The 21,730-nt window shown below is 72.2% G+C and carries 19 protein-coding genes; 14 read left to right on the top strand and 5 right to left on the bottom strand.

The annotated features are described in order from the left end of the window. The first annotated feature begins 6 nt into the window (after nt 1–6). Together ACZ6C1_RS10065 and ACZ6C1_RS10060 are read left to right on the top strand one after the other, a co-directional pair. Nucleotides 7–405, top strand: coding sequence for an OB-fold nucleic acid binding domain-containing protein (locus ACZ6C1_RS10065; protein ID WP_469239625.1), 399 nt, complete (start codon nt 7–9; stop codon nt 403–405). Between the two features lie 3 nt (nt 406–408). Next, a complete protein-coding gene (locus ACZ6C1_RS10060) occupies nt 409–1,191 on the top strand; it encodes a DUF3159 domain-containing protein (protein ID WP_469239623.1) in 783 nt (260 codons plus the stop codon). A 241-nt stretch (nt 1,192–1,432) separates the two neighbouring features. Here the strand turns inward: ACZ6C1_RS10060 and ACZ6C1_RS10055 are convergent, their stop codons facing one another. Continuing rightward, nucleotides 1,433–2,110 carry a potassium channel family protein gene (locus ACZ6C1_RS10055; RefSeq protein ID WP_469239621.1) on the bottom strand — a complete coding sequence of 226 codons (678 nt, stop codon included), beginning with the start codon at nt 2,108–2,110 and terminating at the stop codon, nt 1,433–1,435. After that, complete coding sequence (locus ACZ6C1_RS10050; RefSeq protein ID WP_469239619.1) at nt 2,110–2,778, bottom strand: potassium channel family protein; 669 nt, start codon at nt 2,776–2,778, stop codon at nt 2,110–2,112. The genes ACZ6C1_RS10055 and ACZ6C1_RS10050 overlap by 1 nt, the downstream gene beginning before the upstream one ends. Before the next feature lie 455 nt (nt 2,779–3,233). Between ACZ6C1_RS10050 and ACZ6C1_RS10045 the strand changes: the two genes are divergently transcribed. Together ACZ6C1_RS10045 and ACZ6C1_RS10040 are read left to right on the top strand one after the other, a co-directional pair. Then, nucleotides 3,234–5,282: an APC family permease gene (locus ACZ6C1_RS10045; protein ID WP_469239617.1), complete on the top strand. Its 2,049-nt coding sequence runs from the start codon at nt 3,234–3,236 to the stop codon at nt 5,280–5,282. A gap of 71 nt (nt 5,283–5,353) precedes the next feature. After that, nucleotides 5,354–6,679: a class I SAM-dependent RNA methyltransferase gene (locus tag ACZ6C1_RS10040; protein WP_469239615.1), complete on the top strand. Its 1,326-nt coding sequence runs from the start codon at nt 5,354–5,356 to the stop codon at nt 6,677–6,679. Nucleotides 6,680–6,836: 157 nt separating this feature from the next. On the opposite strand, the gene ACZ6C1_RS10035 is transcribed toward ACZ6C1_RS10040, so the two are convergent. Next, nucleotides 6,837–8,258, bottom strand: a complete 1,422-nt coding sequence (locus ACZ6C1_RS10035) for a sensor histidine kinase (protein WP_469239613.1) — start codon at nt 8,256–8,258, stop codon at nt 6,837–6,839. After that, nucleotides 8,249–8,983: a response regulator transcription factor gene (locus ACZ6C1_RS10030; protein WP_469239611.1), complete on the bottom strand. Its 735-nt coding sequence runs from the start codon at nt 8,981–8,983 to the stop codon at nt 8,249–8,251. Before ACZ6C1_RS10030 ends, ACZ6C1_RS10035 begins: the two co-directional genes overlap by 10 nt. 282 nt (nt 8,984–9,265) lie before the next feature. On the opposite strand from ACZ6C1_RS10030, the gene ACZ6C1_RS10025 reads away from it, so the two are divergent. The 10 genes from ACZ6C1_RS10025 to ACZ6C1_RS09980 all read left to right on the top strand — a co-directional run bounded on the left by ACZ6C1_RS10025 (nt 9,266) and on the right by ACZ6C1_RS09980 (nt 20,529). Continuing rightward, nucleotides 9,266–10,681, top strand: coding sequence for a cation:dicarboxylate symporter family transporter (locus ACZ6C1_RS10025; RefSeq protein WP_469239610.1), 1,416 nt, complete (start codon nt 9,266–9,268; stop codon nt 10,679–10,681). A gap of 175 nt (nt 10,682–10,856) precedes the next feature. Next, nucleotides 10,857–11,552 (top strand): helix-turn-helix transcriptional regulator, encoded by a 696-nt coding sequence (locus ACZ6C1_RS10020; RefSeq protein ID WP_469239608.1) that lies wholly within the window; start codon nt 10,857–10,859, stop codon nt 11,550–11,552. A 214-nt stretch (nt 11,553–11,766) separates the two neighbouring features. Beyond that, nucleotides 11,767–12,480 (top strand): O-methyltransferase, encoded by a 714-nt coding sequence (locus tag ACZ6C1_RS10015; protein WP_469239605.1) that lies wholly within the window; start codon nt 11,767–11,769, stop codon nt 12,478–12,480. Then, on the top strand, nt 12,477–13,082 hold the full coding sequence (locus ACZ6C1_RS10010) for an NADPH-dependent FMN reductase (RefSeq protein ID WP_469239603.1): 606 nt from the start codon (nt 12,477–12,479) through the stop codon (nt 13,080–13,082). Before ACZ6C1_RS10015 ends, ACZ6C1_RS10010 begins: the two co-directional genes overlap by 4 nt. Next, nucleotides 13,067–14,461: a cation:dicarboxylate symporter family transporter gene (locus ACZ6C1_RS10005; protein ID WP_469239601.1), complete on the top strand. Its 1,395-nt coding sequence runs from the start codon at nt 13,067–13,069 to the stop codon at nt 14,459–14,461. Before ACZ6C1_RS10010 ends, ACZ6C1_RS10005 begins: the two co-directional genes overlap by 16 nt. Nucleotides 14,462–14,463: 2 nt before the next feature. Then, complete coding sequence (locus ACZ6C1_RS10000; RefSeq protein ID WP_469239599.1) at nt 14,464–15,696, top strand: GNAT family N-acetyltransferase; 1,233 nt, start codon at nt 14,464–14,466, stop codon at nt 15,694–15,696. Next, the gene (locus ACZ6C1_RS09995) at nt 15,693–16,934 is read left to right on the top strand and encodes a hypothetical protein (RefSeq protein ID WP_469239597.1); all 1,242 of its coding nucleotides are present in this window, start codon (nt 15,693–15,695) and stop codon (nt 16,932–16,934) included. Before ACZ6C1_RS10000 ends, ACZ6C1_RS09995 begins: the two co-directional genes overlap by 4 nt. Before the next feature lie 30 nt (nt 16,935–16,964). Next, entirely contained in the window at nt 16,965–18,248 is a 1,284-nt protein-coding gene (locus ACZ6C1_RS09990) for an MFS transporter (protein WP_469239595.1), read from the top strand. Between the two features lie 248 nt (nt 18,249–18,496). Beyond that, the gene (locus ACZ6C1_RS09985; protein ID WP_469239593.1) at nt 18,497–19,147 is read left to right on the top strand and encodes a helix-turn-helix transcriptional regulator; all 651 of its coding nucleotides are present in this window, start codon (nt 18,497–18,499) and stop codon (nt 19,145–19,147) included. Beyond that, entirely contained in the window at nt 19,144–20,529 is a 1,386-nt protein-coding gene (locus tag ACZ6C1_RS09980; protein WP_469239591.1) for an MFS transporter, read from the top strand. The genes ACZ6C1_RS09985 and ACZ6C1_RS09980 overlap by 4 nt, the downstream gene beginning before the upstream one ends. On the opposite strand, the gene ACZ6C1_RS09975 is transcribed toward ACZ6C1_RS09980, so the two are convergent. Further along, nucleotides 20,449–21,726: a M16 family metallopeptidase gene (locus tag ACZ6C1_RS09975; RefSeq protein ID WP_469239589.1), complete on the bottom strand. Its 1,278-nt coding sequence runs from the start codon at nt 21,724–21,726 to the stop codon at nt 20,449–20,451. The genes ACZ6C1_RS09980 and ACZ6C1_RS09975 overlap by 81 nt on opposite strands. Nucleotides 21,727–21,730 lie beyond the last annotated feature (4 nt).

Below are 21,730 nucleotides of genomic sequence, written 5' to 3'. Positions count from 1 at the left end.
TTCTGTATGAGTGCAGCACCGCGAACCGAGAAGCAGGCCGGCCGCTTCCGCCGGATGCTCGACCGGCTGTCCAGCTCCCAGGGGGACCTCGAGTCGGAGGAGCTGCGGGAGGACACGCAGGCTTCGGGGTGCATCCGTATCTCGGACTGCGACGACCGGCAGATCGTCAAGGTGACTGGTACCTTGCGGACGGTCACCCTGCGCCCTCGGGCCGGTGTGCCCGCGCTGGAGGCGGAGCTCTTCGACGGGTCCGCCCCGCTGGACGTGGTGTGGCTGGGCCGGCGCTCCATCGTGGGCATAGAACCGGGCCGCAAGCTCATCGCCTCCGGCCGGATCTCCATGAGCCACGGCCGCAGGGTCCTCTTCAATCCCAAATACGAACTCCGACCGCTCGGACAGGAGTAGCCGGTGACGTCACTCGACAAGCCGACCACCACCGACCAGGACGCCACCCGGGGCGCCGACCCCCAGGGCTCCCACGACTCGAAGGCCGCGACCGAAGCGGCCCTGTTCGAAGCCTTCGGCGGCGTGCGCGGCATGGTGGAGACAGTCCTCCCCGGCCTGCTCTTCGTCACGATCTACACGATCAACAAGGACCTGCACCTGTCGGCCATCGCGGCGCTGGGCGTGTCCCTGCTGCTCGTCGCGGTCCGCCTGATCCGCCGCGACACCGTGAAGCACGCCTTCAGCGGCGTCTTCGGCGTCGCCTTCGGCGTGGTCTTCGCGATGATGACCGGCAACGCCAAGGACTTCTACCTGCCGGGCATGCTCTACACGCTGGGCCTGGGCGTCGCGTACATCGTCACCACGCTGGCGGGCGTCCCGCTGATCGGCCTGATCCTCGGCCCGGTCTTCAAGGAGAACCTCTCCTGGCGCACCCGCAACCCCGGCCGGAAGAAGGCGTACGCCAAGGCGAGCTGGGCCTGGGGCCTCATCCTGCTCGCCAAGTGCGCGATCCTCTTCCCGCTGTACTGGTGGGCGGACACCACCCAGCTCGGGTGGGTGCTGGTCACCCTGAAGATCCCGCCGTTCCTGCTCGCGGTGTACCTGACGTGGCTGTTCCTGGCGAAGGCCCCGCCGCCGATCGACGTGTTTGCGGAGATGGAGGCGGAGGAGCGCGCCGAGAAGGAACGCAAGGCCGCCGCCGCGTCCCAGGCCGCTCAGCCCCACCCCCACCACGGCGACGTCTGACGCCCGCGCCGCCGCCGGGTACCGCCGGGGCTTCTCCGCGCACGGCGGTGGCGTGTCGGTGCACTGTCCGGGCAGTGGCACGGAGCGCCCCACGACGCCTCCCGCGGGCAGGAACCCCGGACCGCCGGGGCCGCCGCGCCGCCGCGTCCACCGCGTCGGCACGGGGGATGCTCGACGTACGACGAGGGGCTCAGGATCAGTAGCGGTCCCGAGCCCCTCGTCGAGCAGAGTGGACGACGCCTCAGCCGGAGGCGTCCTCGCGGCGCACGGAGAGCAGGTCCTCCAGCTGCTCCTCGCGGGCCTGGGCGGCGACGAAGAGCAGCTCGTCGCCGGCCTCCAGGGTTTCCTCCGGGCCGGGCGTCAGGACGCGAGAGCCGCGGATGATCGTCACCAGCGAGGTGTCCTGCGGCCACTCCACGTCGCCCACCGACGTACCGGCGACCGCCGACTCCGGCGGGAGCGTCAGCTCGACGAGGTTCGCGTCGCCGTGGCTGAAGCGCAGCAGCCGGACCAGGTCGCCGACGCTCACCGCCTCCTCCACGAGCGCCGACATCAGGCGCGGCGTGGAGACCGCGACGTCGACGCCCCAGGACTCGTTGAACAGCCACTCGTTCTTCGGGTTGTTCACCCGGGCGACGACCCGGGGCACCCCGTACTCGGTCTTGGCGAGCAGCGAGACGACGAGGTTCACCTTGTCGTCGCCGGTCGCCGCGATGACGACGTTGCAGCGCTGCAGCGCGGCCTCGTCCAGCGAGGTGATCTCACAGGCGTCGGCCAGCAGCCACTCCGCCTGCGGCACGCGCTCCACCGAGATCGCGGTGGGGGCCTTGTCGATGAGGAGCACCTCGTGCCCGTTCTCCAGCAGCTCGCCCGCGATGGAACGGCCCACCGCGCCGGCGCCCGCAATAGCGACCCGCATCAGTGACCGCCCTCCTCAGGGCCTTCGGCGAACGCCGCCTCGACCTTCTCGATCTCGTCCGTCCGCATCATCACGTGCACCAGGTCGCCCTCCTGCAGCACCGTCTGCGACGTCGGCAGGACCGCCTCGCCCAGCCGGGTGAGGAAGGCGACGCGTACGCCGGTCTCCTCCTGCAGCCTGCTGATCTTGTGCCCGATCCACGACGGGGACGTGTGCACCTCGGCGAGCTGGACGGCGCCGCTCGGGTCCCGCCACAGCGGTTCGGCACCCGACGGCAGCAGCCGCCGCAGCATCTGGTCGGCGGTCCAGCGCACGGTGGCGACCGTCGGGATCCCCAGGCGCTGGTACACCTCGGCGCGCCGGGGGTCGTAGATACGGGCGGCGACGTTCTCGATGCCGAACATCTCGCGGGCGACCCGCGCCGCGATGATGTTGGAGTTGTCGCCGCTGCTCACCGCGGCGAACGCCCCGGCCTCCTCGATCCCCGCCTCACGCAGGGTGTCCTGGTCGAAGCCGACTCCGGTGACGCGCCGCCCGCCGAAGCCGGAACCGAGACGTCGGAAAGCCGTCGGGTCCTGGTCGACGACGGCGACCGTGTGGCCCTGCTGTTCCAGGGTCTGCGCGAGTGCGGCTCCCACTCGCCCGCAGCCCATGATGACGATGTGCACGTCCGCTTACCCCGCACTCCTGGTCATCTTGCTGACCTGCGAAAACACCCTGCTCACTCTTCTCTCTCAGCCTGCGTGCGGTGTTGCCTGATGATGAGCTTATGCCGCCGCCGCGCTGTTGCCCTCATCCGAGGGCGGCCGACGCGTCGGCAGCGTCTTTGAGCCACTCACCGGGACGGAACCCACGCTAAGGACGCGGCAGTCGTCCGCTCGGTTGCCGCCGTAACCCATGGGCGTCGGCACCGACGTCACCACCCGCTCGACACCGACGTCGCCACCCGTCCCGACACCGGCGTCGGTACCGGTTTCGACACCGGCGTCGGTACCGGTTTCGAGACCGCCGGTGGCCCGCGTCACACGTTTCTGTGCTGTCCGCGTTAAGGGAGCGCAAGTTTCCGCGGGAAGCAGGGGTGGTGGGTGGGCGGGGCCCTTTTCCAGCGCTTACGATCCTCTGCGTGTCCAAACTGACCGACGTGCCCAAACGGATCCTGATCGGCCGGGCGCTGCGCAGCGACAGGCTGGGAGAAACTCTCCTCCCCAAACGCATCGCACTCCCCGTCTTCGCGTCCGACCCGCTTTCCTCGGTGGCGTACGCGCCGGGAGAAGTCCTGCTGGTCCTCTCCATCGCGGGTGTGTCGGCGTACCACTTCAGCCCGTGGATCGCGGTCGCCGTCGTCGTCCTCATGTTCACGGTCGTCGCCTCGTACCGGCAGAACGTCCGCGCCTACCCCAGCGGCGGCGGGGACTACGAGGTCGCCAACACCAACCTCGGCCCCAAGTCCGGTCTGACCGTCGCCAGCGCGCTCCTCGTCGACTACGTGCTCACCGTGGCCGTCTCCATCTCCTCCGGAGTGGAGAACCTCGGCTCGGCCATTCCGTTCGTCGTCGAGCACAAGGTTTTCTCCGCCATAGCGATAATCCTGCTCCTCACACTCATGAACCTCCGGGGTGTGAGGGAATCGGGGAAGCTCTTCGCGATTCCCACCTATGTCTTCGTCGCCGGTGTCTTCATCATGATCGCGTGGGGCGCGTTCAAGGGAATCGTCCTCGACGAGACGATGAAGGCCCCGACCGCCGACTTCGAGATCCGGCCCGAACACGAAGGCCTCGCGGGTTTCGCACTCGTCTTCCTGCTCCTGCGCGCCTTCTCCTCCGGCTGTGCCGCGCTCACCGGCGTCGAGGCGATCAGCAACGGCGTCCCCGCCTTCCGCAAGCCCAAGAGCAGGAACGCCGCCACCACCCTGGCCCTGATGGGCGGCCTGGCCGTCACCATGTTCTGCGGCATCATCGGCCTGGCCATGGCCACCGACGTGAAGATGGCCGAGCAGCCCGCCCACGACCTGATCCGCGACGGCGTGCCGGTCGGCGAGGAGTACGTCCAGAACCCGGTGATCTCGCAGGTCGCGGCCGCCGTCTTCGGCGACGGCACCTTCTTCTTCATCCTGCTCGCCGCGGCCACCGCGCTCGTCCTGTTCCTCGCCGCGAACACCGCGTACAACGGCTTCCCGCTCCTCGGCTCGATCCTCGCCCAGGACCGCTACCTGCCGCGCCAGCTGCACACACGCGGCGACCGGCTCGCGTTCTCCAACGGCATCGTGCTCCTCGCCGGCGCCGCTATGCTGCTCGTGTGGCTGTACGGGGCCGACTCCACCAGGCTGATCCAGCTCTACATCGTCGGCGTGTTCGTCTCCTTCACCCTCAGCCAGACCGGCATGGTGCGGCACTGGAACCGGCACCTGAAGACCGAACGCGACCCCGCCGTCCGCCGCCGCATGATCCGCTCCCGCGCGATCAACACCTTCGGCGCCTTCTTCACCGGCCTGGTCCTGGTCGTCGTCCTGGCCACGAAGTTCACCCACGGCGCCTGGGTCGCCCTGCTCGGCATGGTCATCTTCTACGGGACGATGACCGCGATCCGTAAGCACTACGACCGGGTCGCCGAGGAGATCGCCGCGCCCGACGAGCCGAGCGACGACACCGTCCGGCCCTCCCGCGTGCACTCGATCGTCCTGGTCTCCAAGCTCCACCGGCCCACGCTGCGCGCCCTCGCCTACGCCCAGCTGATGCGCTCCGACAAGCTGGAGGCGCTCAGCATCAACGTCGACCCGGCCGAGACCAAGGCGCTCAAGGCCGAGTGGGAGCGGCGCGGGATCAACGTGCCGCTGAAGATCCTCGACTCCCCGTACCGGGAAGTCACCCGGCCCGTCATCGAGTACGTCAAGAACATCCGGCGCGAGAGCCCCCGTGACGCGGTCAGCGTGATCATCCCCGAGTACGTGGTCGGCCACTGGTACGAGCACCTGCTCCACAACCAGAGCGCGCTGCGCCTCAAGGGGCGGCTGCTGTTCACCCCCGGAGTGATGGTGACCTCGGTCCCGTACCAGCTCCAGTCCTCCGAGGTGGCGAAGAAGCGGGCGAAGAAGCGCCAGGAGTGGAACGCCCCCGGTTCGGTCCGCCGCGGCCCGGCCGTGGAGCGCCCCAAGGAACCGACGGCCAAGAGCTGACTCCGCAGGCACGTAGACTGGAGGGCTGCCGCCGCCTGGCAGCCCCCCTCAGCCCTTGGAGTCACCCCCTCATGCAGAACGCACCCGAGTCCTCCCTCATCGGGGTCGAGTACGAGGTCGAGGTCGGCCCCGTCGCGCATGGCGGCCACTGCATCGCCCGTACCGACGGAGGCCGCGTCCTGTTCGTCCGGCACGCGCTGCCCGGCGAGAAGGTCGTCGTGCGCGTCACGGAGGGGGACGAGGACTCGCGTTTCCTGCGCGCCGACGCCGTCCGCGTCCTCGACGCCTCCAAGGACCGGGTCGAGGCGCCCTGCCTGTACGCCGGACCCGGCAAGTGCGGCGGCTGCGACTGGCAGCACGCCAAGCCCGGCGCCCAGCGGCGCCTCAAGGGCGAAGTCGTCGCCGAGCAGCTGAAGCGGCTCGCCGGGCTGACCCCCGAGGAGGCCGGCTGGGACGGCACGGTCATGCCGGCCGAGGGCGACAAGGTCCCGGCGGGCGAGGTCCCGGCCTGGCGCACGCGCGTCCAGTACGCCGTGGACGCCTCCGGTCGGGCGGGGCTGCGCAAGCACCGCTCCCACGAGGTGCAGCCGATCGACCGTTGCCTGATCGCGGCACCGGGTGTCACGGAGCTGGGCATCGAGAAGCGCTCGTGGGAGGGCATGGCCTCCGTCGACGCGATTGCCGCCACCGGCTCGCAGGACCGCCAGGTCGTCCTCACCCCCCGCCCGGGAGCCCGCCTCCCGATCGTCGAACTCGACAAGCCGGTCTCGGTGCTGCGGGTCGCCGAGGACGGGGGAGTGCACCGCGTCCACGGCCGCCCCTTCGTCCGCGAGCGCGCCGACGACCGCACCTACCGCGTCGGCAACGGCGGCTTCTGGCAGGTCCACCCGAAGGCCGCCGACACCCTGGTCCGCGCCGTGATGCAGGGCCTCCTGCCCCGCAAGGGCGACACGGCCCTCGACCTCTACTGCGGCGCGGGCCTCTTCGCGGGCGCGCTCGCCGACCGGGTCGGCGACAAGGGCGCGGTCCTCGGCATCGAGTCCGGCAAGCGCGCGGTGGAGGACGCCCGCCACAACCTCCAGCACTTCGAGCGCGTCCGCATCGAGCAGGGCAAGGTCGAACAGGCCCTCCCGCGCACCGGCATCACGGAGGTCGACCTCATCGTCCTCGACCCGCCCCGCGCGGGCGCCGGCAAGCAGACGGTCAAGCACCTGGCGGGTCTGGGCGCCCGCCGCATCGCCTACGTCGCCTGCGACCCGGCCGCCCTGGCCCGGGACATCGCGTACTTCGCGGACGCGGGCTACCGGGTGCGGACGCTGCGGGCGTTCGACCTGTTCCCGATGACGCATCACGTGGAGTGCGTCGCCATCCTCGAACCGGCCGCGAAGGGCTCCTGACCTGCGTATTTGTGCGTGCGCATTATGTGCGGTGTGGGCGTTACGGGCGCTATCTTGACGCTGAAATGACGCTCGTGACGCTCATTTGACGCTCGTTCCGATGGGGGTTAGGCGACCTGGTGGACAGGTCGGGCCCTGGCAGGGCGGCGATCCTCGCTCAGGGGGAGGGCAACGGGGCGCGGGGCGTCGGCCCGTGGGAGGGGTCGGCCTCGTCGCCGTGCGCGACGCTGGGCAGGCGCAGGACGGCGCACAGGCCGCTTCCCGAGGGCGCGAGCAGCTCCAGGCGCCCGCCGCAGGTGGCGATGAGCTTCGCCGCGATGGACAGTCCGATGCCGTGGCTCGACTGCTCGCCGCCCCGCCAGCCGCGTGTCAGCGCCGCCTCCCGCTCGGCACGCGACATGCCCGGTCCCTCGTCCCGGACGCGGATCTCCAGCAGGGTGCCCACGGTGATGCCGATATGGACGACGCTGCCCTCCGGGGAGTACTTGAGGGCATTGTCGAGCAGCACGTTCATGGCCTGCTCCACAGCGCCCGTACGGGCGAGGGCCCGGGCGTGCCGGGGCCGGTCCAGGCGCATGCTGATGCCCCGCTGTTCGGCGACGGCGGCCCACCCGCGCACGCACTCCTCGACGACGGCACACACGTCGACGACCTGGGTGCTCAGCTCGGCCGGGTCACGCGCATGCTCCAGCATGTCGGTGAGCGTCCGGTCCAGGCGGTCGACGTCGGCCAGCAGGCGGGCGTGCCGTCCGGCGGCCGATTCCGGCAGCTCCACGGCGATGTTCTCGATCCGCAGCCGAAGGGCGATCAGCGGGTTGCGCAACTGGTGCGCCACGTCCGCCAGGAAGTGGTGCCGCTCCTCCGCCGCGCACTGCAGGGCGGCGGCGAGGCGGTTGACGTCGGCGGCCAGCAGGTCCAGGTCGTGTCCCCGGGAGCCGGGCGGGGTGCGCAGGTGGTGGGCCCCCGCGGAGATCGCCCGCACCGTGCGCTGGATGACACGCAGGTCGCGGACCGAGCGCCGGCGCAGCGCCAGTACGGGGTGGAGACAGCCGACAAGGGTGACGGGCCACAGTACGGCCAGCCCCGTCCAGGCCGTCAGGACGTGGCTGCGGGCGTCCGCACAGGGCCGCCGCACGAGCAGCACCGTCGGCCGGGCGTCCCCCGCTTCGAGCGGCAACCACCCGGCGGCGCACAGGCCGTTCGACGGCAGGAGCGGGAGCCGCGCCGTCCGCAGCCCCGGCCTGTGCCCGTCCGGCGGTGAGGGGACCGCGCGGAAGGCGTCGCGCACGTCGGACGAGTCGGGGGCGGAGGTCCGCACCGTCCCGTCGGGGAGGCGCAGGGACAGCTCGGCGTCCACCTGCCGCGCGAGCCGGACGAGCCGTACCGGCAGGCCGCCGTCCGCTTCCGGGCCCCGGGAGGCGGTCGTCAGACCGGTCTGCGCCGCGACGGCGGCGTCGGCCACGGAGGCCGTCGTGCGCTCGCCCACGTGTTGTGCGTACAGCCAGCCCGTCGTGGCCAGCAGCACCGCCAACACGCCACCGATCAGGGCGCCGAGCGCCATCACGTACGTCAGGCGCACGGAGGCGGGTCCTCCGGCCTGCTCTGCGTCTCGAAGCTGAAGCCCACACCGCGCACGGTCCGTATCCACCGGCTGTTCCCGAGCTTGCGCCGCAGTGCGGAGACGTGGGCGTCAAGGGTCCGGGAGGTGCTCATCCACTGCTGGCCCCACACGTTCTCCAGGAGGTGATCGCGGCTGAACACCCGCCCCGGGGAACGGGCGAGGAGTGTCAGCAGCTCGAACTCCTTCCGCGTGAGCGGCACCACCCTCCCGGCCACGACGACCTCACGGCGCCACAGGTCGATGCTCATCCCGGCACGGGTGATGACACGGTCGTCCTGCGGCTCAGGCTCCTTCGGCGGCTCCGCCTCCCGCTCCACCGGGGGCTGCGGTGGCCGCAGCCGGCGCAGCACCGCCGTCATCCGGGCGAGTAACTCCTGCAGCCGGTAGGGCTTGACGATGTAGTCGTCGGCGCCGAGGCGGAGGCACAGGACCTTGTTGAACTCGTCGGAGCGCGCGGTGACGGCGATGATGGGCACCGCCACCCGTGCGCGGAGTTGTTGACAGACCTCGAGGCCGTCCATGTCCGGAAGGTTGAGATCCAGAAGGACGATGTCGCACGTGTCGGGCGAGGAGAGCGCCGACGTCCCGGTCGCGACGTGGGCCACGTCCCATCCGTGCCGCCGCAGCCCTTCCGTCAGGGCCTCGGCGACTTCTGAGTCGTCCTCCACGAGCAGAGCCTTCATGATCCCCCTGATCCCCCTCCGGCACGCCGTGGCCGGTGCTCTTGGTCCCTGAAGCGGTTGCTCGCCCTCCGGTCGCTTGCCCCTCCGGCCGCTCGCCCGCTGGTTACCCGCCCCTCCGGCTGCTCGCCCTCCGGTTGCTCTCGCGGCTCCGGGCGCCCCGTCCTGCGGTCTTGGTCGTGTGGCAGTCGCTCGTGCCGCGCCCGGTCGCCGAAGCGAAAATATACCCGCGTTTAACACACGTTTGCAGTTCACCGCATATTCGTCTTGCACGGGACTCGTAGCGTGATCGAGCACGATCCCGGCGCCTCCCGGCGTCCGGTACCGAACCTACGGGGTGCCTTCGAGAGGGGGCTTGCGACAGTGGGGAAGGCAGCAGGGGGCCGTCGTCGGCTGCACCGCGCGCTGACCCTGTGGGTGGTGGCGGGACTCGTGGCCGGCGCCGTCTTCGGGGCGGTGGCACCGCAGTACGCCGTGGGGATGCGCTTCCTCGCCGACGGGTTCGTCTCCCTGATGAAGGTGATCATCGCGCCGATCATCTTCACCACCGTGGTCAGCGGGATCGCCGCCTTCGGCAGCGGGCGCCGACTGGGCCGGCTGTCGCTGAAGGCGCTGCTGTACTTCGAGGCGGCGACGACGCTGGCCCTCCTGCTCGGACTGGGCGCCGGCCACCTGTTCACCGTTCTGCCCGTGGGTGAGGTCGACGCGTCGCAGGTCGACGAGAAGGACGTGGTGCCGCTGGAGCGCGCGGCGGCCGGCTCGGCGGACGGCACCCTGAGCCTGGACTGGATCGTCCCCGACTCCTTCGTGGCGGCCTTCACCAGCGGGAACGCGCTCCACGTCCTCGTCGTGGCGGCGCTCTTCGGTGTCGCGCTGTCGATGTCGGGCCGCCGGGGCGCACCGGTGCTCGACCTCATCGACCGGCTGGGCCACATCTTCTTCTGCGCCATGCGGGTACTGGTGGCCGGCGCCCCGCTGGCGGCGTTCGGCGGCGCGGCCTTCACGGTCAGCAGGTTCGGGCTCGTGCCGCTGCGCGGCCTCGCCTACCTGGTGCTCGTCTTCTACGCGACCTGCGCCCTGGTCATCTTCGTCGGCCTCGGCCTGCTCGCCCGGATCAACGGCTTCTCATTGCTGCTGCTGATGCGCTACCTGCGCAGCGAACTGCTGGTGCTGCTGGGCACGTCGTCGTCCGAATCCGTCTTCCCGCAGGTGCTGCGCAAGCTGGAGCTGGCCGGGGCGCCGCGGGCGACGTCCGCACCGGTGCTGGCCGGGGGGTACTCCCTCCATCTGGTGGGGACGTGCCTCTACCTGACGACAGCCGCCGTGTACCTCGCCGTCGCCACGGGGCAGGGGCTGTCCCTCGGGGACCAGTTGCTCTTCCTCGCGCTGGCCATGATCACCTCCAAGAGCGCGGTGGGCGTGACGGGGTCGGGCCTGGTCACACTCGTCGCGACGATCTCCATCTCGCACTCGGTCCCGCTGGCCACGGTGGCGCTCGTCATCGGCGTCGACCGGCTGATGTCCGAGGGCCGGGCCTTCACCAACCTGCTCAGCAACTCCGTGGCCACCGTCGTGATCACGAAGTGGGTGGGCCAACTGGACCAGGACCGCATGCGGCAGGCCCTCGCGGCCCCCCGCCCCGCCGACTACCGCCGTCCCGAGGACGACCCGGCAGTCGTCCAGGTCACCATCTCCGACTGACACCGCACCTTCACCGAGGAAGCCGAACGCGACCACCGCACCACTGTGATCTCCCGGGCCGTACCCCCACTATCGACGGAGACAGACGATGCTCACGCTTTCCCACTCTGACCTCCTCCCGTCTTCCCTGCCCCACCCGTCTCACCCCTCTCGCCAGTCGGCGGAACCGTGCGCCATGGACCTGTCGGTGGAGCCGCGGCACGACGCGGACCACGACCGGCCGCGCCACGATCCGGACGAGCGCTGGGAAGCCGTGCTCGGGGCGGCTCGGCACAACGTGTCCCTGGGGTGCGCCTCCGACGTCCGCCCCGACCGACTGCGGCGCGACGCGGCCCTGTTGAAGGAGCTGTTGCGGCGCTGGGTGCGCGTCAGCGTCATCTGGGACGAGCGGCTGCTCGAGTCACCTGCCGTTCAGGAGTACGCGCGCGGGCTGACGAGGGCGGGTGCGCAGATGCGCGCGGCGTCCGAGGTGCCGGTGACGTTCACCGTGGTGGACTGCGACACCTCCGTGGTCGTTCCTAGCTTCGGCGCGTCCGGCTCCCGTGCGGCGTCCCTCATGGAGCCGGCCGTGTCGCGCTGCCCGGAGACGGTGAGCGTCGTGCAGTACCTCTTCCGGGGGCTGTGGGACGCGTCGGTGAACTTGAGCGCCGAGGAGCACGGGCTCCCGAACGGGCAGACGCAGTCCGTGCTCAGCATGATGGCCCAGGGCCTGACGGACCAGCAGATCGCCCATCGGCTGGAGGTCTGTGAACGGACGGTGGGGCGCACGGTGGCCTGGATCATGGGCGAACTCGACGCGCGCAGCCGGTTCGACGCCGGCGTGCGGGCCGCGCGGCTCGGCTGGCTGGGCGTGTCCGGCAGAACCGCGTGACGCCCGCGCCCGGCAACGGCCGCGCTTCGCATCACGCGTCCCCGGTCGCGGCCCCGCCCACCTCTCCGCGTGCGTCCGGGGTCAGCCACTCCCTCCCGCACGTCCGGCTTCCGACAGCGGCGGTCGCACAGCGGCCAAGACCGCGCGCGGGCGGGCGGAGCCCGGGCATCCTCTCATTCACTTCCCTCCGCCCGTACGCAGAGAGGCGGTTCACATGCGGACCGAACGACTGAGTCGTCTGACCCCCGAGCAGGCGGACCGGGTCGCCGACACCGTGCTCGGCCGGCTGCACGAGGGCGGCGCGCTCCCGGAGCCACCCGCCGACCTGTGGGAGGGCTTCCACCGGGCCCGCGCGCGCATCCGGGACTCCTTCGAGGTGCCGTTCTCCTCGCTGACGCCGCTCGCCGCCCGCGTCCTGTACGGCATCGCGGCCACGGCCCGGCCCCGGTCGCTGCTCGGCGTCGGCACCTACGCCGGCAACCTCTTCGGGTTCCTCACCGCGGCCGGTTTCGGGGCGACCCGCGGCTACGAGGGCGAGTGTGCCGTCGGGCTGGACGTGGACGACGCGGCCACCGCCCTCGCGGCACGCAACTTCCGGCGGGCCGGGTACGCCGGGACCGTGCGGTTCGAGACGCGTGACGGGCGGACGCCCCCCGCGCCGCCGCCGGGAGGCTGGTCCCTGGTGCTGCTGGACGCGGACGACCCGGTGCGGCGCAAGGGCATCTACGACGAGGTCCTCCGCTCCGTCGAACCGCATCTGGCGGACGGGGCGTTGATACTGGCGCACGACACGGCCTACCCCAAGTTCGCCGCGGATCTGGCGCCCTATCTGGCGCGGGTCAGGTCCGGTGCCTACCGCGGCAGCGTGGCCCTGCCCGTCGACGAGTACGGGATCGAACTCAGCGTCCACGGGGGGAGCACACCGTGACGCCCCGACCTCAGGTGCTCCTGATCTCCGGCAGTCCCCGCAACGGCTCGCACACCGCCGCGGTGCTGCGGGCCGCCGCGAACCGCCTGGTCGAGGAGGGCGCCGATCCGCTGCTGTGGGACCTGGCCGCCCACCCGCTGCCCGTCCTCGAGGCGGAGTGCCACGGCCGCCCCGAGCGGTACGCTGCCGCGCTCGCGCGGAAGCTGCCGTTGCTGGCCGCGCGTGCCGACGCGTTCGTGCTCGCCTCACCCGCGTACCACGGGGCCTGCTCCGGGGTGTTGAAGAACGCGCTCGACCACCTGGACGCCGGCCGGATGCGGGGCAAGCCGGTGGCCCTGGTGGCGCACGGCGAGAACCTCTCCGCGGTGCAGGTCTGCGACGGGCTGCGGACGGTGGCGCGGGCGCTGGGCGCCGTCGCCGTGCCGGAGCAACTCGTCACCGTACCGGGCGACTTCGCGCACCCGGCGGGCGTCGGCCCCCAACTGGTGGCGCCCGCCGCGCTGGAACGGCTGGGCGACGTGTGTCGTGCCCTCGCCTCGATGGCCCGCCGGGCGGATCGTCCCGCGATGGCGGGCGCCGAGCGCGGGTGGGGTCCGCGGTGAGAGCGGACAGGACCAGGTACCTGTACCTCGCCGTGATCGCCGCCGTCCTCGCCGGCGTGACGGTGGGTCTCGCCGCACCGGGCCTCGCGGCCGGGCTGGGGCCACTGGGCGAGGGGTTCATCGCGCTGATCAAAATGATGATCTCGCCGGTCGTCTTCTGCACGATCGTGCTGGGCATCGGACAGGTCCGCAGCGCGGCCAGGATCGGCACCGTCGGCGGACTCGCCCTCGGGTACTTCCTCATCATGTCCACGTTCGCGCTCGCCATCGGACTCCTCGTCGGCAACGTGCTCGAACCGGGCAGCGGCCTGCACCTCACGGACGAGCTCCGCCAGGCGGGTGCCGCGAAGGCGGCGGGGACCGGCGACGGCACGGCCGACTTCCTGCTGGGCGTCATTCCCACCACGCTGGTCTCCGCGCTCACCGGGGGCGAGGTCCTGCAGACCCTGCTGGTCGCCCTGTTGGTGGGCTTCGCCCTGCAGGCGATGGGGGCGGCCGGGGACCCGGTGGTGCGCGGCATCGGGCACCTCCAGAACGTCGTCTTCCGCGTCCTGGGGATGATCATGTGGCTCGCGCCGGTCGGCGCGTTCGGGGCCATCGCCGCGGTGGTCGGCGAGACCGGGGTCGACGCGATCAGGGCGCTGGCGGTCCTCATGGCCGGTTTCTACGCGGCGTGCCTCCTGTTCGTGCTCGTCGTCCTGGGCGCCGCCCTGCAGCTCGTCGCGGGGGTGGGGATCCTCTCGTTTCTCAGGTATCTCGGACGGGAGTTCCTGCTGATCCTCTCGACGTCGTCCTCCGAGTCGGCGCTGCCGCGGCTGATCGCGAAGATGGAGCACCTCGGGGTGAGCCGCCCGGTCGTGGGCGTCACGGTGCCGACCGGATACTCCTTCAACCTGGACGGCACGGCCATCTACCTCACCATGGCCTCCCTGTTCACCGCGGAGGCCATGGGAACCCCGCTGAGCGTGCGGGAGCAGATCTCGCTCCTCGTGTTCATGATCCTCGCGTCCAAGGGGGCGGCGGGCGTGACGGGCGCGGGCCTGGCCACCCTGGCCGGCGGCCTGCAGTCCCACCGCCCCGACCTGGTGGACGGCGTCGGGCTGATCGTGGGCATCGACCGGTTCATGAGCGAGTGCCGCGCGCTGACGAACTTCGCCGGCAACGCGGTGGCCACCGTACTGGTCGGCACATGGGCGAAGGAGATCGACAAGGAGCAGCTCACGGAGGTCCTGGCCGGCCGGCGCCCCTTCGACGAGACGACGATGCTCGACACCACGCCGCACGGGCCGGCGGAGCGGGTGCCGGACTCCGAGACACCCGGCCCGGCCGCGCGGAGCGGCCGGGCGGCCGTGGCGCTGACCCCGAAGGGGGAGGGATGAAAATGCGCAGCAGAACGCTGCCGGGGCTGGCCGCGGTGGACCGCCAGGAGTGGGACGAACTCACCCGGGGCGCGGACACCGACGCGGGCTACGGCTATCTGCGGTTCCGGGAATCCCTGGAACCGGGGGAGAGCCGGGTGGTCGCCGCGTACGACGGCAGGGGCCTCGCGGGCGCGCTGCACGGGGCCTTCACGACGCCGCGCACGGCGATGACGAGCAACCCGTGGAAGTTCCTCGCCGCGGACTCCGTGCTGCGGCTCGGCGAGGCAGGCCCCGGGGCCGCCGCCGAAATCCGTGCCCGGCACCGCGAGCTGGTGGTCGCGGCCGGCGCCCCGGGCGACGACGGCCCGCTGTGGCAGCGGCTCTCCGCCCGGTTCGGCGCGGCCCTCGTCGTCCGCGGCTTCGACCGCAGTTCCGTGCGGTGCCGGGAAGGGGCAACCCCCGGTGAGAGGGAGGAGACCACGCACGCGCTGGTGCGCGCCGCCCAGCAGGCGGCGCTGGACGCGGGCGCCGGCGCGGTGGCCTTCCCCTTCGTCGATCCGGATGACGGCGTGCTGCGCGCCGTGCTCGACGCGTGCGGGTTCCGCCGGGGCATGGTCACGGCGGCCTCGCTCTTCCGGACCGGCGGCTGCCGCAGCTACGACGCGTTCCTGGAGACGCTGCCCGGCCGGTACCGCCGGCGCCACCGCGTGGAGCGGCAGCGGCTGGCGGAGTCGGGCCTGGTGACCGGCGAGCTCGACGCGGCCGCCGACGCCGCGCGCATGGCCGAGCTGGAGGCCGCCACACTGGCCAAGTACGGCGCCACCCCGGACGTGGACGCGATCCGCCGCGCCCGTGTGGAACTGGGCGCGCGGCAGCCGCGTGCGGCGATGGTCCCGGCAGTGCGGCGGGACGGCCGAGTCATCGCCTGCGCACTGCACTTCATGGGCCGGGGGAGCAGCCTGTTCCTCTCCTACGGCTGCGACTACGAGGTGACGGACCGGAGCACCTCGTATGCCTGGGCCGCGTTCTACGCCCCCGTCGAACGGGCGGTCGCCGAGGGGAGGAGTGCCGTGCGGCTGGGATTCGAGGGCTTCGAGGCGAAGACCCAGCGCGGCGCGACCGTACACCCGCGCGAGATGTGGGTCTGGGTGCCGCGTGCCGGGGACGCCGAACGGCTCGGCGCCCTGCTGGAGTTTCTGCGCCGGCGGAACGCCGGTCACCTGGAGCGCTTCGTGAAGGAGCCGATCACGTGAACGTGTTGGTGCTGCACACCAGGAAGAAGGTGCTGCCGGACCACGTCCTGGAGGAGCTGGAGCAGGACCACCTGACGGTCATCACCGAACACGGGCATGTCCAGCGCTACGGACCTGAAGTGGACGTCCGGTGCGTCGGGAGCGTCGCCCACCTGGACGAAGTGCGGGCCGAGTGCGCCAGGGTGCTGGCGCGGCGTCGGCTGGACGCGGTCTTCGCGCCGTTCGAGCACGGGCAGCAGGCCGCCGGTCACCTCCGCAGCTTCTTCGGCATCCCGGGCACCGGCTTCGACACCGCGAACGCCTTCTCCAACAAGTACGTGATGAAGCAGCGGCTCGCCGAAGGGGGTCTGCCGGTCACCGACTTCCACCTCCTGCCCGGTCTCGACGCGGTCCCGGGCACGGCGCGGGCGACGGGCTGGCCGGTCGTGGTGAAGCCGGTGATCGGAGGCGGCTCGCACCACGTCCACGTCCTTCGCGACCCGGAGCACTACGAGCGGTTCCGCCGCTCCGAGGACGCCGCCGCCCTGGCCGCGCTGACGGTCCCGCTCGTCGGGGAGCGCTTCGTCCCGATGCGGGCCGAGCACCACCTCGACGGCGTCGTGCGGGGCGGCGAGGTGGTCTTCGCCGTCGGCTCACGCTATCTGGAGCCGGTCCTGGAACGGTCGGCCGGCTTCGGTTCGTGCGTGCTGCCGGACGCCGACCCGCTGCACGCCGACCTGCTGGCCCTGCACGCGGACGCGGTCCGCGCCCTGGGACTGCGGGACGGCGTGACCCACATGGAGTTCTTCGAGACGGACGACGGCCTGCTGGTGGGGGAGATCGCGTGCCGCCCGGCCGGGGGCGGCATCCCCGAGGCCCTGCGCCTGCACACCGGTGTGGACGTGTGGCGGGCGGCGCTGCGCGCGTCGTGCGGGCGGCCCTACGACGTCACCGCACGGACGGGGGAAGGGGTCGTCGCCCACGTCTACCTCCCGCTCCGCCCGGGGCGCATCGTGAAGCAGACGCCCGCGGCGGTGCTGGAGGCCCTCCCCTCCGTCGTCGAGGTCGAAATCCTGCACGGCCCGGGGGAGACGGTCCACGGTCCGCTCGGCTCGGCGTCGGCGAGCGCGCTGGTGTACCTGCGGGTCGGCACCCCGGACGAGGCAGGGCCGGCGGTACGCCGCGTGTGCGAGGCGTACGAGATCGACGTGGCCGAGGACGTGGAGGCGTACGCGGTCGAGGCCGGAACGCTCCGGTGAGCTGACGACAACGAGGAATGGGAACCGAACGTGCGCGAGACGCTGGTCCTGCTGCGGCGGACCCGGGGGAGCCTGATCCTGCTGGCGGGCAACTTCGTGATCACCTTGGGCAGCGGCATCGTGACGCCCTACCTCGCCATCCACCTGACCCGGCACGAAGGCCTGCCCCCGCTCGTCGTGGGGGTGGCGCTGGCGGTCAAGGTGTGGAGCCAGTTCGGCCTGATGCTCGTCGGCGGGGCGGTCTCGGACCGCGTCGGCGCGCTCAACACCATGTGCCTGGGTGTTGCCCTGAGGGCCGCTTCCTACCTCATGCTGGCGTTCCTCTCCACCGGTCCCTGGGTCGTCGCCGCCTGTGCGCTCATGGGGTTCGGAGGCTCGCTGTTCGTCCCGGCGGGCAAGTCGGCCCTGACGGGTCTGGTCGCCGACCCGTCGAAAATGGCCTCCGTCTTCGCGGTGCGCAGCGCCGTCAACAACACGGGCCTGGCCCTCGGGCCCCTGATCGGCGGGCTGTTGCTGCTCGGTGACCCCGGCACGGGGCTGACCCTCACGGCGCTGCTCTTCCTCGCGCTCCTGGTCGGACTTCGGAGGCTGCGCCGTACCGTACCCGCCCTGGAGGGCGCTCCGGGCCGGGCGGGGCGCGGTCGTCTCTTCCGCGGGATTCCGCAGGTGCTGCGGGCCAATCCACGCCTGTGGTGGATCCTGTCCGCCGCCACCGCGTTCGGCTTCTGCTACGTGCAACTCGAGTTCGCCGTGCCCCTCATGGTCTCCGGCCACCAGGGTCCCGGCTTCGCCGGCGCGCTCTTCGCGGTCAACGCGGTGGCCGTCGTGGTGCTTCAGCTGTTCGTCAGCGGGCTCGTGGGACGCTGGGGCGACACCGCGCTGGTCGTCGCGGGCGGCCTGCTCACGATGGGGGCCGGCTTCGGCCTGATGGGTACCGGAGCGATGGTCTGGCTTGTCGTGGGCATGCTCCTGTTTTCACTCGGGGAGGTGGTCATCGACCCCCGACTCGACGCCGAGGTGACCTCCGCCGTCCGCTCCGAAGGCCGGGGAACGGCCTTCGGGCTGGTGGGCGTCTGCATCGCCCTGGGCGGCGCGGCGGCCAACGTCACCGCCTCGCTGCTCGGCGGCGGCGGTACGGAGGGGAGCTACTGGATCCTGCTCCCGCTGGTGGCGGGAGGGCTGGCGCTGCTGGTGTGGGCGTGCTTCCCCCGGCGGCAGCAGGGGGCGCGGCCGTCCGCCGCCGCCCCGCCGCTGGTGCCGGGCGGCGGGAGCGGGGAAGCGGCGGGCGGCCCGGAGAGGCCGGTCGGCCCTTGAGCGCGGTCGGGCCGTCCGTTCCCCAGCCGTCCGTCCCTCAACCGTCCGTCCCTCAGCCGTCCGTCCCCCAGCCGTCCGTCCCTCGGGCGGTCCGTCTCTCGGACCGGTTGCCCGCGTGTCCGGTACTGGGTGCGATTGTCGGACAGCGGACAGCACGGACGTGGCGGGTCAGGGAAGCCGGAATTCCGTGTGAACATCAGTGCGCATCGCATCACCGTGGCCCCGGGACCCGGATGAGAGGACGACCCATGTCTTCGACCACCTGTACGGCGCGGCGCCTCACCGACACAACGGAACTGGCGCGGGCCGCAGCCCGATTGCTCGCCGCCGACGACGGCGACGTGACCTGCTACTGGAACTACACCTCACTCGACGACCCCTTGATCGAGGTGCTGAACGGCAGCGGTGCCTGCCTGTGGGACCGGGACGGCCGCATCCGGATCGTCTACCCGACCGCCGCTCTGAGCGAGCCCGCCCTCGACGGCCACATCGCCTGGCAGCAGGGCCACGGCATCCAGGTCGGTCACAGCACCAGGCTCCCCCCGGGCGCCGTGCTCCTCACCGGCCATGGGGCGCTGGTCACCTCCCGCCCCCAGGCGGGCTGCAGTTACGAATTGGTCGAGGACGCCGCCACCCTGCACGCGCTCCGGGCGCTCGTGAGGCTGGTCGCGCAGCACACCGAGCCGCTCCACGCCCAGGGCGGGACGGCGCCGAACGAAACGGAACGGCAGCTCTTGGACATGCTCATGGAGGGGCTGACGGACCGTGCCGTGGCGCGGCGCCTCAGCCTGTCGGAACGTACGGTGCGCCGCCTCGTCGCCCAGCTCATGGAGCGGCTCGGCGCCGCGAGCCGTTTCGAGGCCGGTGCGCGGGCCGTCGAACGGGGATGGATCGAGTGACGGGGGGCCGGCGCGGCGGGGAGCACCCCCGGGAGCGGTGGCGCCGGGTGCTGCGGGCGGTGTCGGTCGACACCTCCGCCTACCGGGCGTCCCGCGACTACCGGCTGCTGTTGATCGGCGGGGTGATCAGCCGGTTCGGATCCCAGATGACCCTGGTCGCCCTGCCGGTCCAGATGTACCGGATGACCGGCTCGCCCTGGCAGGTCGGCCTCCTGGGACTCGCCGAGTTCGTGCCGTTCGCCGTGCTCTCGCTGTTCGGCGGCGCGCTGTCCGACCGGTACGACCGCAGACGTCTGCTCATCTGCTCGCAGGCCGCGTCCGCCGTGGTCATCGGAACGCTCGCGGTCACCACCGCGACCGGAACCGCCGGGCCGCCGCTGCTCTACGCACTGGCCGGCGGCGCCGGAGCCGCCGCCGCGTTCGACGGGCCGGTGCGACAGGCCCTGATGATGCAGGTGCTGCCCGGGAAGCTGCTGCGGTCCGGCGTCTCCCTCTGGTACGGCATCGCGCAGGTGACGGTCGTGGTCGGCCCCGCGCTGGGCGGGTTCCTGGTCGCCTGGTGGGGGCCGGCACTCGTCTACACGGTGGACGCGGTCACGTTCACCGGCCTCATCACCACGGTGCTCATGATCAGGCACCGCCCGGCCGTGCCGGAGCGTGCCGAACGCCCGCCCGTACTGCGGTCGATCGGCGAGAGCCTCGCCTTCGCCTGGCGGGAACGCGCGGTGCTGGGCAGCTTCGGCATCGACCTGATCGCCATGACGTTCGGCATGCCCAGGGCTCTGTTCCCGGTGCTGGCCCTGCACACCTACCAGGTCGGGGCGCAGGGCACCGGGCTGCTGTTCTCCGCCGTCTCCCTCGGCGCCCTGGTCGCCGCGTTGACCAGCGGCTGGCTGCAGCGGGTGCGCCGACTGGGGCGGGTCGTGGTGTGGGCGGTGCTCTGCTGGGGCGGCGCCATCGCGCTCGCCGGGACGATGCCGGCCTTCACCGGGGTCCTCGTGTGCTTCGCGGTCGCGGGCGCCGCCGACAGCGTCAGCGCCGTGTGCCGCTCGACGATCGTGCAGACGATCACCACCGAGGAGATGCGGGGCCGCATGTCCGCGCTGTACATCATGGTGGTGGGCAGCGGCCCGTACCTCGGGGACGCGCAGGCCGGAGCGATGGGCTCGCTGCTCTCCCCGCGGGTGGCCGTCTTCTCCGGCGGTGTGCTCTCCCTGCTGGGCGCGGTGCTCGTCACGGTGTTGTGCCCGGGGCTGTACCGCTTCGACAGCGACGACTACCCCGAGCCGGGGAAAGGTCCCTCACGTCCGGCCGGCGACGAGCCAGCCGACGCCGCCCACGGCCGGAAGAGTACGGCCGATCCTGTCGAGGTCACCGACTAGCACCGTGTGCCAGGCACCCAGCGCCAGTTCCCGGGCGGTGCGCTCCACATCGTCCCGCGTCACGGAGGTCAGGGCCGTGATGTCGCCCTCGACGTCGTCCGCGCCACGACCGAGGCCCAGTTCCTGGTTGAGCACGCCCGCGAGGTCGCTCTGCCCGCCGTGGGCCATGAGCAGGCTGGTCGCCGCGAACGTGCCGGCCGCCGTGCGCTCGTCGTCCCCCACTCCGTCCGCCATGCGCCGCGTGACGTCGTCCAGCGCGGCCAGCGCCGCACCGGTGACGCCCACCCCCACGTCGGCGACCACCCGCAGGTCCGCACGGCGGGGACGCCGTACGAGCCGGCTGCGCGCGATGTAGGCGTAACCGTTCTCCTCCCGCAGCCGGTGCGCCAGCCGCGAGGAGGGCTGACCGCCGAACAACAGGTCGCACACCCGCCAGGCGGCCGAGTCCCGCGCGGCAGGCGGCAGGACGAGGACCCGGCGCACCGTCGACTGCCGGGCGCCGGGACGGTGTACCGCCAGGTTGACGCCCGAGGCCGGCACGGGGGGCAGCGGCGCCGGGGGGAGCGGGGGGCCGCCCAGACCGTCCAGGTGGCGCGCGACCGACTCGACGGCGTGGGAGGGGTCGACGTCCCCGACCACCACCGCGCTCCCGCCGGCCGTGGTGATCCGCCCGCACAACTCCCGGACCTCCTCCGGCCGCACCGACGCGGTGAGACCGGAGGCGGGCAGTTCATGGGCGTACGGTGAACCGGAACCGTAGGCGGCTGCCAGCACGGCGCGGATCGCCATGGTCTCGGGGTCGTCGTCGGCCGCCCGGCTCTGCTCGGCCAGGGAGCGGATCGCCGAAACGACCACGTCGGCACCGGCCGGCGGGCGCGCCAGCGCGGCACCGATCCCCGCCAGCAGCTCGGGCAGGGCGGCGGCCGGCCCCGTGGCCGCGACGCACAGGGCGTCCTGGTCCGCGACGGCGACCACGTAGCAGCCCAGCCGGACGAGGCTCCCGGTCACCGGCGCCCCCGGCCCGAACAGCAGCTCGGCCGCCACCTCCGTCACGGCCGCGGAGCGCGGGCCGGTGACGGGCACGGGCAGCCTCAGCCGCACCTCGACCAGCGGCACCGTGTCCAGGCGCACCGCCGCCGCGGCCAGGCCGCCGACGGGCGCACGGCAGGCGGACGGCGGGGAGACACGAGCGGTCACGGGC

Source organism: Streptomyces sp. NPDC041796 (genome assembly GCF_055590785.1).
Note: the sequence above shows the minus strand (reverse complement) of the source record. Positions and strands in the feature narration are given on the sequence as shown.